Genomic DNA, 16,040 nt, shown 5'->3' on the forward strand with positions numbered 1-16,040 from the left:
GGGTTATGGTGATGAATCAATTTTCTTGAAGTAAAAAAGCGGAAGGCGTAATATAGATGATGGAATTTATTAGCAATGAGGGGGGGATTCCTTGCGTTTTTTAACGACATTTTCTCTCAGAAATTCAACCGCTATTATCATCATCAGCCTACTCGTCGTCATTAGCGGCATCGTCGCTGCCATGTCGCTCAAAGTAGAGCACATGCCTGACGTTTCCTTTCCTGTGCTTGTCGTCAGTACCGCTTACCCGGAAGCATCGCCGGAAGACGTGCTCGACGATGTAACGAAACCGCTGGAACGGGAAATCGGGCAAGTGTCGGGCATTACCGCATTGGAATCGTATTCGAACAGCAACAGCTCCATGCTGAAAGTCTATTTGGAAACCGGTGCGGATGTACAGGCTGCCCGAGACGAGGTGGAGCGAAAAATTTCCGGTGTCGCGCTTCCCGAAAAAGCGAGCAGGCCGCAAGTCATGGTCCAGGGCTTTAGCAGTCAGCCTGTCTATTATTTGTTTGTAACAGGGCAGAACGAGGAAAGCGGGCTGGATCTGTTCGACAGCGAAGTAAGGGACACCGTGCTCAAAGAACTGGAAGGAATTGAGGGCGTCGATAAAGTAGCGACAGTAGGCGGACAATTCCAGGAAATGAAAATCATGCCGAAAGCAGATGCGCTCAACTACTACGGTATCTCCCCGTTGCAATTGAAGCAGCTTTTGCTCGAGAACCATATCGCTTTGCCGATCGGCACGATCACGGAAGATGGGGAAGAACGGATTATCCGCGTAGTGAGCCGATACCGCAACGTGGAAGACATCCGCAATACCAAACTGTTCCTGTCGGGCGACCCGGAAAACGGCATTGCCTACGTCAGACTTGGCGACATCGCAGACGTCAACTTTGACCGGGCAGCGCAATCGATCAGCCGCTTCAATGGGCAAAACGGCATCAATATCAACATCTATAAGACACGGGATGCCAATGCCGTAGAAACAGGCGATGCCATCAACGAAAAAATCGCCCATCTTCAGGAAACGTACAAACATTTGACCTTTACCACGATTTACGATTCATCCCTCGATATTAAAAACTCGATTAACGGCATGCTCAAGGAAGGCTTGCTCGGAGCCATCATGGCTTCGCTGATTATCCTGCTGTTTTTGCGTCATGTAAAAGCTACGATGATCGTCCTCGTTTCCATCCCGACGTCGATCCTGGTGAGCCTGATCTTCATGTCCTGGATGGGCATTACGCTCAACATGATTACGCTGTTCGGAATGGCGGTCGCGGTTGGCCGGGTCGTGGATGACAGCATCGTCGTGATCGAAAATATTTTCCGCCACTTGCAGTTGAACAAGGAACGCAAGGAAAGCCTGATTCAATTTGCCACCAATGAAATGCTTCACGCCATTACTTCATCGACTTTTACGACCACTGCCGTATTTTTGCCGATTGTCTTTGTCAGCGGGATGATCGGAGAGGTGTTCCGGCCATTCGCACTGACGGTTGTCTGCTCGCTGTTTGCCTCTCTGCTGGTAGCCGTGACGATAGTTCCGTTGCTGGCCAAGATGATAATCCTGAAAAATCGCAATATTAAGGAATATGAGCACGGCAAAGTGACGCACGCTTACAGAAAGCTGCTTCAATGGTCGCTGCACCACAAGCCCGCAGTCGGTCTTTTGTCTTTTGTCCTCTTGGTAGCAAGTCTGGCGCTGTTGCCGTACATGAAATTCGGGTTGCTGCCCGAGTCGGAAGCAAAGTACATATTCGCCCAAGTGACATTGCCAAAAGGAACCCAACTGAACGTCCTCGACGATACGATTCGTCAGCTCGAAAGCAAGCTGCAAGCCCAGGCGGAAGTCGAGTCCATCCAAAGCAGCCTTGGTTCGGAAGACGGAGCGGATATTCGGCGGACGAACGAAGCTGTCCTGCTGATAAAAACAGGGGAAGATACAGACCTCGACCAAACGATCAAAAAATTTGAGGAAATCATCAAACCGTCGATCCCGCTTGGCTCGGAAATGGTTCTGAGCAAGCCAGGCAGCAACGAGAGCAATCAGTTCAAAGTAGTCCTGCACGGGCCTGATCTCGAACGGCTGAAAGAAGCGCGCGACATCGTCAAGGCGAAGCTGAAAGAAAGCCCTCTTTTGACCAACGTGCGCGACAATTTGAACGACATCAACGAGGAAGTCGTCATCAAGGTCGACCGGGACGAGGCGGCAGAGCTGGGAATATCGCCGGTGCAGGTTGCCCAGGAAGTGAACCTGCTCGTCTCGGATACGAAAATCGGCAAAATCAGGATCAACGACAAAGATTACGATCTGTTTTTCGGGCTGAGCGAAGACCGCGAAAAATCGCTGGAGGAACTGAAAAACATTTACATTCAGACACCAGGCAAGCAACAGGTGCGACTGCTGGACTTCGCCGAGATCGACCAGGAAAAAGTACAGTCGCAAATCAACCGCAAGGACGAAAAGCAATTCGTGCAAATTACGGCGGATATTGTGAGCGACAACAAAGGGGGAGCGAGCAACTTCCTGTTTGCGCTTCTGCAAGCAGAAGAGCTGCCGAACGGCGTCACGCTGTCCTCCGAAGGGGTCGCAAGCGACATGGAAAAAAGCTTCCAGGACATGCTCCTCGCTATCGGGGCCGCGATTTTCATCGTCTACATTGTCATGCTCATCTCGTTTGGCAATGCTACGGCACCACTTGCGATTCTCTTGTCCTTGCCGCTCGCTGTGATCGGCGGCCTGTTTGGGCTGTTTTTGACGGGCTCCGTACTTGATGTGACCGCCCTCATCGGCTTTTTGATGCTTGTCGGCATCGTCGTGACGAACGCAATCGTGTATGTGGACAATATCCAGCAGCGGAGACTCGCGGGGGCTTCCATGCGCGAGGCTGTCGTCGAAGCGGGCATTACCCGTATGCGCCCGATTATCATGACGGCAGTAGCGACGGTTTGCGCACTCCTGCCGCTTTGTCTTGGCTTTTCCGAAGGGGCCTTGATGACGAAAAGTCTGGCGATTGTCGTCATTGGCGGACTGATTACGTCGACGGTCCTGACCTTGATCGTGGTGCCGATCGGGTATGAGCTGCTGTATCGGATCAAGAAAGAGTTTTTCACTCCGGATACCGAGGAACAGGAGAGGGAGCCAGGCGAGGACATGTTTATTTCCGTGCTGAGAAGTTTGCGCGACATGAAAAAGTCTGGGTAGGCAGAAGAGAGGGGCTTTTCAGAGATGAAGAGGAAGAAGCTAATCAACGTAGGTGTGAGTTGCCTCTTGGGCGCGACGATCATCGCGGGATGCAATTCACAAGCGACGGAAAACAAAAACGCCAACGGCGGACAAGCTCAGCTCGAAAAGCAGTCCGGCACGGAGGTGGAGCTGATTAAAGTCGAGAACGCCATCGACGTCCAGGTAGCGGAAGTGACAGAGGGAGAGCTTCAGGAGTCGGATCGGCTGCTGGCAGAAGTATTTGCCAATACCGATGTCAGCATCGTTGGCAAGACAGGCGGGACCGTCTCGCAAATTCTCGTGAAAAAGGGCGACCCCGTGAAAAAGGGACAAGTCATCGCAAAGCTGGATCAGACGGAGGCGATGCTGAGACTGCAGCAAGCAGAAGCAACACTGGCGGTCGCCAAGGCAAATCTGGAGCATACAAGCAGAGTGGGAACTTCCCAGCAGTTGGCGGAAAACCAGTTGAAGCTGGCAGAGCAAGCCTACAAGCACACGGAGAGCGTGATTGCCCAAGGCATGCAACTGGCGCAAGCAAACTACGACCGCGCCAAAAAACTGTACGAGCAGCATGCCTTGTCCAAAGGCGAGCTGGAAAATGCCGAGAATGCCTATCTGCAAGCGAAAAACCAGTACCAAAGCCAGCTCGATCAGGCGAAAACCGCTTTGAACAACGCCCGGACACAAGTGAACCAGGCTGATAAAAATGGACGGATCACGCAAGCCAATATCCAGCAGGGGCAAGCCGAAGTGAACATTTCCCGAAACGCCTTGGACAACACGCTGATAAAAGCAACGGTAGACGGCATAGTCACCGAAATTCTGGTTCAGGAGGGAGATACGATCACCGCGCAAAAGCCTGTTGCGACGATCATTAACCTCGACCCGGTCATTGTGAAGGCAAACGTTTCGGAAAAAGTGTTGCCAGCCTTGCCAAAAGGCACACAGCTTGACGTACAAATCCCGTCCCTTGGAATCAAGGCCAAGGGCACGGTTTCCTTCGTCGGACTAAGTGCTTCTGGCCAGTCCAGGCTGTTCCCCGTCGAAATCGAGGTGCCCAATCCGAAAGGAACGATTTTGCCCGGGATGAAGGCAGAAGTGTCCTCCCAAAAAGGACAGGCTGGCATTCTCGTGCCAACCGACGCCATTTTGGAGCGCAATGGAAAATCAGTCGTCTACGTCGTAAACGATGAGAGAGTGGCAGAAAAAGAAATCGCGATCACCCTGAAAGGAACGGAGAGGACGCTGATCGAGTCAGGTGTGAAGAAAGGTGACAAGGTCGTCATCAAAGGACAATCCCAGTTGAAAGACGGGGCAAAAATCAACATCGTTCCATAATGAGGCAAGGAGGATACCTGATGCAAAAAACAAACGTTTCCCAAACCCGCTGGCTGTTCTCGCCGCAACTGGCGCCGGAGGCAGAGCTTCTTTTGTTCTGCTTCCACTATGCGGGTGGACACGCGGGCATTTACCGGGACTGGCAGAAAAAGCTGCCCGTTCAGATCGGCGTTTGTCCGGTGCAACTGCCTGGCAGAAGCAACCGTTTTACCGAGCCGTTCCATACGGATTTGTCTGTGCTGATCCGTGAGCTGGCAGAAGCGCTCTTGCCTTATCTGAATCGGCCGTTTGCCCTTTTTGGGCATAGCATGGGGGCTTTGCTCAGCTTCGAGCTGGCCAGATATTTGCGCAAACATTACGGCATCAAGCCCTTGCATTTGTTTGCCGCCGGACATCATGCCCCGCATTTGCCTGATCCCGGCGAAGCGATTCACCATCTGCCGGACCCGGAGTTTTTGCAGGGACTGAGAACGCTGAACGGTACGCCGCAGGAACTTTTTGACCAAGCAGAAAACGAAGAGATTTTGCAAATGCTCTTGCCGATGCTTCGCGCGGATTTCACGATCTGCGAAACGTACCAGTACGAGGATGAAGAGCCGTTGGAGTGCGGATTGACCGCGATTGGCGGCCGGCAGGACCCGGATGTGACCGTGGAGCACATGGAAGCCTGGAAAAAGCACACCCGCGCTTCCTTCCACATGCACATGCTGCAAGGCGACCACTTTTTTATCCATTCGGAGCAAAAAGAGCTTCTGTCGATTGTGGAATCAACACTGCAAAGCTATCTTGTCGGAAACAGGGGGATAGGATGATTACAGGAAAAGCGACGCTGGAAGGGACACAGCGGCTGGCACAGGCCAATCCGCATCTTGCATACAGGCAGTTTGGCGGCTTTGATGTTTGGATCAGTCAGGTCGGCTTCGGAACATACCGGATTGATGAGCAGGATGAACAGTACCAGCACGCCTTGCGCAAAGCGCTGCTCGAAGGGATTAACCTGATCGACACCAGCAGCATGTACGCAAACGGCAGTGCGGAAAAAGTCATCGGCCATGTCTTGAAGCAGCTTGTCGACGAAGAAAAAATCAGGCGGGAAGAGCTTGTCATCGTCTCCAAGGCGGGCATTGTCGTCGGGGAGGACTCCGAAGAGACGATGAAGCGGACGGCCGCAGGCAAGCCGTATCAGGACTTCACGACGGTCCATGAAGGGATGTCGATTTGCATCCATCCGGAGTATCTCCAGGATCAGCTCACGCGCAGCCTGCAGCGCTTGCAGCTGGAACAGATTGATTGCTACATGCTGCACAATCCGGAATGGTATTTGTTATGGGCCAAAATGAACAAGATCAAGCAGCAGGAAGCGTACGAAGAACTGCTGGAGCGGATCGAGAAAGCTTTTTTGCACCTGGAAAAAGAAGTCGAGGCTGGGCGTATCCAATGCTACGGAGTCAGCGCCAACTCGTTTGGCAGCAATCCCAAGGAGTTTGACTTTATTGCGCTGGATACCCTTTGGGAGATGGCGGAAAAAATCAGCCCAGATCACCATTTTCGCGTGATCCAGTTTCCGATGAACATGTACGAGTCAGGCCCTTTGCTGGAAAAAAACCATGGGCACGGCCTGAGTGCATTGCGCTTTGCCAAGGAAAAAGGGCTGGGCGTGATGACCAACCGGACGCTGGATGTGACAGCGAAGGAAAAAATTTTCCGCCTGACAGACATCCGTATGGAACCTGAAACAGTGATTGACGAGAAGGAAGCGACCCAAAAGATCAAAGCCTGCCTCGATCGCATCGATGAAGTGGAGGATCAGATCGTCGACCATATTTTGCCTGCGTTGAAGCTGGAGAGGGACGAGGTAAAGGAGCTCAAGAAAAAGGTAACGGCGGGCGCGATGCTCCGCAAATATTGGAAAAAGCTGTACTCTTCGGCAAACGTGCACAATGTGCAAAGCCTGCTGTTTGAGCCGGTCATCACCGATCTTCGCAAGTCGATCGCAAAGCATGGAGAAATGGACGGCCAGACGCTGGAATGGCTGGATACGTACAAGGAAACTCTCACCCAAGCAACAGATGCCTTGAAAAGCTACTACACGCCCAAAGACTACCAGCGGGCGCAAGCGATTAAAAAAGAGCTGTCGCGGGTGCGCCCGCATTTGATGGCGACAGACACATTGAGCCAGGCTGCCATCCGCACGATGCGGGCAACGCCAGACGTGCACGGCATTCTCGTCGGCATGCGGCGGGAGCACTATGTCGATGATGTGCTCGCGGAATTGCAGCGACCTTTGGATGCGCAGTTGCAGGAAGAAGACTGGCAAACGATTACCCAGACGCTTAAAGCGGTCATTGGCGCACGCTAAAACGAAGGGAGCCGCCTGCGGGCCGTTCCCTTTTTTTCTCGGAATGGAAAGAGTGGGCAAGGCAAAAGAAAACCACCGCATAAATCGCGCACGTCAACGATTTCATGCGGTGGTTGTTTCATTCATTCGTTATTTCCACTTGCTGATAATGTGCTCGCGATCAAACAGCTTCACACTGATCTGGAACGTAATCAGGGAGACAACCGCACATACGGTCACCAGGCCGAGATAGATCAGCGGATTGCTCATCATCGAGAGGAAAATCACCTGACTGATGGCAAGTCCGATGATCGGCAATACGAGCAAGGCGCCGAATTGCTGCGCGGCGGCGACGTTGTCCACTTTGGAGGAAACGACAACGCTCAGCGACAGGCTGATGATCGAGATAAATGGGACGAGCAGGATCATCGCGAGGATGAACACAATGGAAAAATGGGAGCTGGCATTTTCAAAGCTGGCGAAGATAAAACCCAAAAAGATAAGCTGGATCACCCAGGTCAGGGCGATGGACGGCAAGGAGAAAGCAAGAATTTTCCCCAGCAAAAACTCTCGGGTGGAAATGGGAGTGACCAGCACGCTTTCCAGCGTTCCTGTAATTTTTTCCGTGATGATGCTCGAAGTGGCAAAAGTGAGCGGGATCATCGCCGGGACGATCAGAAACAGAAGGAAATAGAAGCGGGCAATGGCAATCGTACCGTCCTCTCCGGCCACGTTGAGCAGCGGATTGGTCAATTTCATCAAGGTCAGGACAAACTCCATCTTGCCGTTTTGCGCAAAAACCGTCGTTATCAAGGCCATAATCAAGATCACGAATGGCGCGGCAAGATTCGTAATCAGCACAGAGCGGTTGGCAAAAAGCTCTTTCCACTCTCGAATGATGACAAATGTCGGCATATTAGATCGCCTCCTTTTCTTGGTCCAGCAAGCTCAGGTAGGAATCTTCCAGCGAAACAGAGAGCGGTGTTATGTATTTGACCGTGACATCCGCTGCGACCAGCTTTTTCACCAACTGCGGGTTGGCTGTCTCCGGGTCAGCGATTCTCAGATGAAACTGGTTTTCCACGCGTTTGTACGCTTCGACTTCCTTGGCTTCCTTGATAATCTGCTCCGACTTTTGCAGGTCTGCGCCGACATCGAGAATCACGTTGTAGGTGCTCCATTCTTCGCGGAATTTTTGCGGGGTGGTCAAGCGAATGACTTCGCCCTTGATGATCGCGAATTCATGGCACAATTCGTCAATCTCGGTCAGGATGTGCGAACTCATGATGATCGTTTTCCCGGAGGCAGCCCATTCGCGGATCAAATCTTTCAGCTTGCGAATGCTGACGGGATCGAGATTGGCTGTGACTTCGTCCAGGAAGAGGACTTCCGGGTCGTGCAAAATCGCGCAGATGATTGAAAGCTTTTGCTTCATTCCTTTTGACAACCTGCCGGCAGGGTCGTTTCTTCTTTCCCACAAGTCGAACTGGCGCAGCAAAAACTCGATGCGGGAGGCACGCTTGGCTTTGGGAATCTGGTAGCAGGCAGCGAAAAATTCCAGGTTGTCCAGGACAGAAAGCTTGTCGTACACCCCCGGTGACTCTGTGACGCAACCGATTTTTTTGCGAATCTCTTCTTTGTGCTTGCTGATTTGATGGCCAAGGATGGTGACTTCTCCGGAGGTAGGCTCGATGAGGCAGGACAGGATGCGCAAGGTTGTCGTTTTGCCAGATCCGTTGGGGCCGAGTAGACCGAAAATCGTTCCTTTGGGAATCGAGAGAGAGATTCCGTTCAGAACATTTTTGTCGCCGAACGACTTTTTCAGGTCTTTCATTTCGATTACATGCTCCATCAATTATCACCTTTTTTCGAATGATTGTGTATAATAGAAATTGCAGCGTTTTCCATATATTCCACATTTTCTCTCTTCTTGTCGAAGTTCCTCTTTTTTCATCATGAATATTTTTTTTAATGATGAAGTCGTTTTTGACTGCTTGCACAGGACTTGATGCATGAGCAGTTCGTCCTGCTTTCCTCCACGTTTTTCTTTCGGAGTCGGCTCCCGTTGCCCGCGAGCACCATAGGGGCACCAGGGGGGGGGTTCTATCATGGTTAAGAGTTTTTAATCAAAAAGGAATTCTTTTCAGATTCAGAAAAATATAAACACTTGACCTCTAACTATTTACAAATTACCATGGTTTTGTACAATATGTAAAAAAGTGTAAGGTCTTGTCTCAAGAAAGATTTTCAGTCGAAGCTACTTTTTTGTCAACGAAATTTTGGAAGTGCTGGTGGTGTTTTTGTGAGAATACTATTCCTGACAACGTTTATGAGCAAAAGCAACAAAGTTGTACGGTACTTGGAATCATTACACCACGAAGTCGTCATATGCCAGGAGAAGTTGGATGAGCAGTCAGAATTTTTAGAAGATGTCGATTGGATCGTCAGCTATGCGTACGGCTATATTTTGGACAAGGCAATCGTCTCCCGCTTCAAAGGTCGCATCATCAACCTTCACCCCTCCCTTTTGCCCTGGAACAGAGGGAGAGATCCTGTTTTCTGGAGTGTCTGGGACGAAACGCCTAAAGGTGTGACGATCCACCTCATCGACGAAAATGTCGATACCGGGGAGATTCTCGTTCAGGAAGAGATTGCTTTTGCCGACGAAGATACGCTGCTCGATTGCTACAACAAGGCGCACCAGGCGATGGAAGACCTGTTCATCCGCGAGTGGGAGAACATCGTGCATGGGCGACTCACGCCCTATCCGCAGCCTGCCGGTGGAACCATCCATTTCAAAAAAGACCGGGATTTCTACAAAAATCTGAATATGACGACGGTAAAAGATTTGTTGGCATTAAAGCGGTTTTGCGAAGCGAACAACGAGGGAGCAGCGCCGATCGACAAAGCTTACCACCAGTTGTTTGAACAGCAGGTGGAACAGTCACCGGACAATGTGGCGGTTGTCGATCAGGGGCGTTCCTTGACATACAGACAGCTGAACGAACGGGCAAACCAATTGGCCCACCATCTCCGGTCGAGAGGCGTCAAGCCTGACGATCAGGTGGCCATTATGCTGGACAAGTCGTTGGACATGCTCGTCACTATTCTCGCGGTGATGAAAGCAGGAGGGGCCTATGTTCCCATCGATCCGGAGTATCCGGCGGAACGAATTGCCTATATGCTGAACGACAGCAGTGCCACCATTTTGTTGACAGAGACAAAGCTGAAAGACAGAGCGTGCGGCGGCTGCGAAGTGATCGACGTGTGCGACCCAGGCAACTACAGCGACAGGAAAGACAATTTGCCGCACGTCAACCGGCCGACGGACCTGGTCTACGTCATGTACACATCTGGTTCGACAGGCCTGGCCAAAGGCGTCATGATCGAGCATCACAATCTGGTTAATTTTTGCCAGTGGCATCGCCGTTATTTTGCCGTGACCGCTGCGGACAAGGCATTGGTGTATTCCAGCTTTTCATTCGACGGGTCGGCACTCGATATGTTTCCGTACCTGCTCGCAGGGGCATCTCTGCACATCGTGCCTTCCCGGTTGAAATACGACCTCGAAGCGCTGAACGACTACTGCAATCGGGAACAAGTCACGATCAGCTATTTTCCGACAGGAGCGGCGGAGCAGTTCATGCAAATGGACAACCATTCGTTTCGCGTCGTGATTACGGGCGGCGATGTGCTGAAAAGAGTGGAGCGGCGCGGAACGTACAAGCTCTACAACGGTTACGGGCCGACAGAGTGCACGATCATGGTGACGATGTTTGAGGTAGACAGACAGTACCCGAATATCCCGATTGGCAAGCCGATTGACCGCACCCGCATCCTGATTTTGGACGAGGCCTTGGCATTGCAGCCGCTTGGGGTAGCGGGCGAGCTATTCATCGTCGGCGAAGGTCTGGGGCGCGGTTATCTGAACCGTCCCGATTTGACGGCGGAGAAATTTTTGATCCATCCGCAAACAGGCGAGCGCATGTACCGCACAGGTGACAGGGCACGCTTGTTGCCTGACGGAAATATCGAGTTTCTGGGCCGCCTCGACAACCTGGTCAAAATTCGCGGATACCGCATCGAGCCGGGGGAAATTGAGCCTTTTCTCATGAGCCACCCGCGCATCGAACTGACAACGGTTGTCGCAAAAGAGCGGGAAGACGGGCGCAAATACCTGGTTGCCTATTACGTCGCCCCCGAAGTAATCCCGTCTGGCGAACTGCGGGAATGGCTGCGAAACGATCTGCCGGAGTACATGATCCCGACGTATTTTGTCCATATGGAGAGCTTTCCGCTGACCACGAACGGAAAGGTGGACAAGCGGGCACTGCCAGAGGTGCAAACGGGCGGGGAACTGGGAAGAGAGGACTACATCGCCCCCACTGACGAGCTGGAGCAACAGTTGGCCATGGTGTGGAGCCGCGTGCTGGGGATACCACAGATCGGAATCGACGACCATTTCCTCGAACTGGGCGGAGACTCCATCAAGGTTATGCAACTGATTCACCAGCTAAAAGACATCGGGTTCCAGTTGCGATACGACCAGCTTTTCCTGCATCCGACGATCCGGCAACTGAAACGGCTTTTCTCAGAAGAGCAGCAGGCGAGCCTGGAGCCTTTGCCGGAGCTTGGGGAACAACAGGAATACGAGACATCGGCGGTGGAGAAGCGGATGTACGTCATCCAGCAGCAGGACGTCGAGTCGGTCGCCTACAATGTGGTTTTTACGGTCGATTTTCCATTGAGTGTCGATACTGAGCAAATCCGCCAGGCTCTGCAGCAGTTGGTACAGCGGCACGAAGGCTTGCGAAGCACGTACCACCTGCACGGTGACGAGATTGTGAAGCGGATTGTCCCTTGGGCAGAGCTGCCCTTCGTCCGCCAGACAGGGGCAGAAGAGTCGGTCCACAGTTTGCTTGCCGAACAGATCAAACCGTTTGATCTGGCACAAGCGCCGTTGCTCCGGGCGGGTGTGATTGAGACTGCAGACAGAAACATTCTTTGGATCGATTCCCATCATATCCTGATGGACGGTTTATCCAAATCGATCCTGCTGCGGGAATTGCAGGCTTTGCTCGAACAACAGCCGTTATCACCTGTGGAAAAAACTTACAAATCATTCGCGCGCTGGCAAAACGAATGGCTCACAAGCGACGAATACGAACAGCAGCTTTCGTACTGGAAAACGCTTTTGCAAAGAGAGCTTCCCGTCGTCCAGCTACCGACGCGAAAACGGCCGCCGCAATTGACATATGAAGGGGCGATCCAGACGCATCGCGTAAGCGCGGAGATCACGCGAAAGCTCAAGGCAATCGCAGCCAGACATGATCTGACCTTCTACATGCTCATGCTCAGCATCGTGTCCCTCTGGCTGTCCAAGATGAACAACGACAGCGAAGAGGTCATACTGGGCACCGTGACAGACGGCAGGCAGCATCCGGATACGCGCCAGATGCTGGGGATGTTCGTCAATACCTTGCCGCTGTTGCTCTCCCTCGATCACGAGAAAAGCTTTTTACATAACCTGCAACTGGTCAAACAGGAGCTTTTGCCGGCTCTGCAAAACCAGTACATACCCTTTGACAAAATCGTCGAAGGCTCTGGGGTAAAGCGCGAAGGAAATCGCCATCCGCTGTTTGACGTGATGTTCATGATGCAAAGCCCGCCGGAAAACGAGCTGGAGAAGCGAATGCGCTACATCCACAACGGCATCAGCAAGTTTGACCTGACACTGGAAGCGGTGGAGAGGGAAGATGAGCTGCACGTCGTGTTCGAATACAACACCAACTTGTTTGATGAGGGCAGCATCAGCCGCATGATCGCCCAGTTTGCACACCTGCTCCTGCAAGCCGTTCACGGGCTGGACAAGCCGCTCAAATCGTTTGAACTGCTGCCAGAAGAGCAAAAGCGCGAGCTGCACACACAGATGAACGATACAGCCAAAGCTTACCCCGACAAGCTGCTGATGCCGATGTTTGAGGAATGGGCAGCGGCGACACCTGACAAAACGGCGCTCGTTTTCCGCGAACAAGGTGTGACGTATCGCGAACTGAACGAACGGGCGAACCGGTTGGCGCACACTTTGCGGGAAAAAGGAGTGCAGCAGGACGATCTGGTCATGCTGATTGCGGAACGATCTGTGGAGATGATCGTCGCGATTTTTGCCGTGCTGAAGGCGGGGGGAGCGTATCTCCCGATTGATCCACACAGTCCGACAGAGCGGATCGACTACATTTTCGCAGACAGCGGTGCCAAACTGGTGCTGGCGCAAGCGCGTTTTGCTGAAAAAGCAAGCGCAGCGAAGATCGTGCTGGAGCTGGACAACGAGAGCAGCTACGCACCTGACGCAAGCAATCCGCCACCAGTGAATAAGCCGGGAGACCTGGCGTATGTGATGTACACGTCCGGCTCAACCGGGAAACCAAAAGGGGTCATGATTGAGCACGGCGCATTGCTCAATGTGATTCACGCCATGCAGGATGCCTATCCGTTGTTGCACGACGATGCCTTCCTGCTGAAGACGACCTACATATTCGATATTTCGGTCGCAGAAATCTTCGGTTGGGTTCCCGGCAATGGCCGACTGGTCATTTTGGAGCCAGGAGCGGAAAAGAACCCCGCAGAAATATGGCAGGCGGTAGTCCGGGAAGGCATTACCCACATCAACTTTGTGCCGTCCATGCTGATCCCGTTTGCCGAGTATTTGCAAGGACGAGCGGAGCGGCATCGGTTGCGGTACATCCTCGCCTGCGGGGAAGCGATGCCGGATAATCTCGTGCCAAAAGTGTTTGAAGTTTTGCCAGAGGTGAAACTGGAAAACATCTACGGGCCGACGGAAGCAACGATCTACGCCTCCCGTTATTCGCTCACACCGGACAGCGTGGAAAGTCCTGTGCCGATCGGGAAGCCACTCGCCAACTATCGCATGTACGTCCTCAATCGACATGGACAGCTGCAGCCAATCGGCGTGCCAGGCGAGTTGTGCATCGCGGGTACAGGTCTGGCGAGAGGCTATTTGAAAAATGAGGCGCTGACGCAGGAAAAATTCGTGGCGCATCCGCTGGAAAGCGGCGAGCGGATTTATCGCACGGGGGACCTCGCTCGTTATCGGGAAGACGGCAACATTGAGTACCTTGGACGGCTCGACCACCAGGTGAAAATTCGCGGGTACCGCATCGAGCTGGATGAAATCCGCAGCAAGCTGATTCAGGAGGAATCGATTCAGGATGCGGTAGTCGTAGCGAGAAACGATCAGAACGGGCAAGCCTACCTGTGCGCCTATCTGCTTTCCGAACGGGAATGGACCGTCGGCCAGTTGCGGGACGTGCTGCGGCGTGAGCTGCCGGAGTATATGATTCCATCCCACTTTGTGCTCATGAAGGAGTTTCCGCTCACGGCAAACGGCAAGCTGGATCGCAAAGCTTTGCCCGAACCTGACGGCAGTGTGAAGGCTGAAGGGGAATACGCGGCGCCGCGAACCGAACTGGAAACGACGGTGGCGAAAGTCTGGGCCGAAGTGCTTGGCGTCGAGCAGGTAGGGATTCGCGACAACTTTTTCGAACTGGGCGGAGACTCGATCAAAGGCTTGCAGATTGCGTCGCGCCTGCAACGGCACAACCTGATAATGGTCGTGAACCACCTGTTCAAGTATCCGACGGTTGAGCAGATTGCACCGCATATTCATTTCGAGAAAATCGACATCGAGCAGGGACTGGTGACGGGACCGGTTATGCTCACGCCGATGCAGCGGTATTTCTTTGAACGGATCACATCGGACAGACATCACTGGAATCAGGCGAGGATGCTTTACCGTCCGGAAGGCTTTGCGCAAGAGCTGGTACGGGAGGCGTTGCACGCACTTGTTCGGCACCACGATGCCTTGCGCATGAGTTTTTGCGAATCAGACGAAGGAATTGTCCAGTTCAATCGAGGGGACGAAGGAACGCTGTATGCATTCGAGCTGGTGGACTGCACGGAAGAGCTGGACGTATCGCGCAAAGTGGAAGAGAAGGCGAACAGTCTGCAAGCCGGGATGAATTTGCTGGAGGGGCCGCTCGTTCAGGCAGCGCTCTTCCGGACGAGAGCAGGCGACCATCTGCTTCTGGCGATTCACCATCTGGTTGTGGACGATGCGTCCTGGCGTATCCTTCTGGAAGACTTCCGAACCGCCTATCAGCAGGCAGCTTCTAGTCAGCCCATCACCTTGCCGAAGAAAACCCATTCCTATCAAAAGTGGGCGGAAGAACTGCAGCATGCGGCCGCCAGCAAAAAGCTGGAAAACGAGCTGGCCTATTGGAAAAAGGTCGAATCCACCCCGACCCGTCCGCTGCCCAAAGACCAGGAGACGCTCTACCAGACGGAACAAAACACAGTGACGGCATGGGTTCGCTTTTCCAAAGCCGAGACAGAAAACTTGCTTCACCACGCCAATCACGCCTATCAGACGGAGCCGCATGAACTTTTGCTGACGGCTTTGGGAATGGCTTTGCAGGAGTGGGCAGGGGCAAGCGATGTCAGCATCTTTTTATCAGGACGCGGTCGAGAAGCGATGGTCAAAGGGCTGGATGTTTCCCGCACCGTCGGATGCTTCCGCACGCTGTTCCCGGTCGTTCTGCCTGCGGCCCAATCAGGCCAGACAGGAGAGCGGATCAAGCTGGTCAAAGAGATGATGCGAGCCATTCCCAATAACGGGATCGGGTACTCCATCCTCAAGCATCTCTCTGCTTCTACCGACAAGCATGACAGCCATTTGACGCTTCAACCTGAACTTGTTTTCCATTATTCGGATGATTTAGATGAAGGTGGAACAAATGATTTGTTCACGTTCTCCCATCTGCCACAAGGTCGACTGCTCGGCCCAGCCGCCGAGCGCATGCACCAGTTGGAACTATACGCAAAAATCGTCGGGGATGAGTTGGCCGTCTATGCTCACTACAACCGCAATGAGTATCGCAAGACGACAATCGACAAGCTGTTAGGACTTTTTCACTATCATCTGAATACGATTGTGACCCATTGTACGCAAAAGAAAGACGTCGAGTTGACCCCAAGCGACTTTGTGGACAAGGACCTCTCGATGGCAGAACTGGACGACATTATGGACTTGATTGGCGATTTGTAAGTATCTGG

Annotated in this window: 7 protein-coding genes; 5 read left to right on the forward strand and 2 right to left on the reverse strand. The window is 52.7% G+C overall.

All coding sequences use genetic code 11. The features are described from left to right. Positions 1-91: 91 nt before the first annotated feature. From EDM57_RS05445 to EDM57_RS05460, 4 genes are read left to right on the forward strand one after another with little or no spacing between them, the layout of a single operon-like run. On the forward strand, positions 92-3,211 hold the full coding sequence (locus EDM57_RS05445) for an efflux RND transporter permease subunit (protein WP_122903760.1): 3,120 nt from the start codon (positions 92-94) through the stop codon (positions 3,209-3,211). A 24-nt stretch (positions 3,212-3,235) separates the two neighbouring features. Further along, entirely contained in the window at positions 3,236-4,570 is a 1,335-nt protein-coding gene (locus EDM57_RS05450) for an efflux RND transporter periplasmic adaptor subunit (RefSeq protein ID WP_122903761.1), read from the forward strand. A gap of 20 nt (positions 4,571-4,590) precedes the next feature. Beyond that, on the forward strand, positions 4,591-5,382 hold the full coding sequence (locus EDM57_RS05455; RefSeq protein ID WP_122903762.1) for a thioesterase II family protein: 792 nt from the start codon (positions 4,591-4,593) through the stop codon (positions 5,380-5,382). Next, positions 5,379-6,929, forward strand: coding sequence for an aldo/keto reductase (locus EDM57_RS05460; RefSeq protein ID WP_122903763.1), 1,551 nt, complete (start codon positions 5,379-5,381; stop codon positions 6,927-6,929). Before EDM57_RS05455 ends, EDM57_RS05460 begins: the two co-directional genes overlap by 4 nt. Before the next feature lie 129 nt (positions 6,930-7,058). Here EDM57_RS05460 and EDM57_RS05465 read toward each other — a convergent pair whose 3' ends face one another. Both EDM57_RS05465 and EDM57_RS05470 read right to left on the reverse strand, forming a co-directional pair. Further along, positions 7,059-7,823 carry an ABC transporter permease gene (locus tag EDM57_RS05465; RefSeq protein WP_122903764.1) on the reverse strand — a complete coding sequence of 255 codons (765 nt, stop codon included), beginning with the start codon at positions 7,821-7,823 and terminating at the stop codon, positions 7,059-7,061. A gap of 1 nt (position 7,824) precedes the next feature. Beyond that, complete coding sequence (locus EDM57_RS05470) at positions 7,825-8,760, reverse strand: ABC transporter ATP-binding protein (protein WP_122903765.1); 936 nt, start codon at positions 8,758-8,760, stop codon at positions 7,825-7,827. Positions 8,761-9,309: 549 nt separating this feature from the next. On the opposite strand from EDM57_RS05470, the gene EDM57_RS05475 reads away from it, so the two are divergent. Beyond that, complete coding sequence (locus tag EDM57_RS05475; RefSeq protein WP_281274218.1) at positions 9,310-16,032, forward strand: non-ribosomal peptide synthetase; 6,723 nt, start codon at positions 9,310-9,312, stop codon at positions 16,030-16,032. The last annotated feature ends 8 nt before the right edge of the window (positions 16,033-16,040 follow it).

The sequence above is a fragment of the Brevibacillus gelatini genome (genome assembly GCF_003710935.1).
GTDB lineage: Bacteria > Bacillota > Bacilli > Brevibacillales > Brevibacillaceae > Brevibacillus > Brevibacillus gelatini.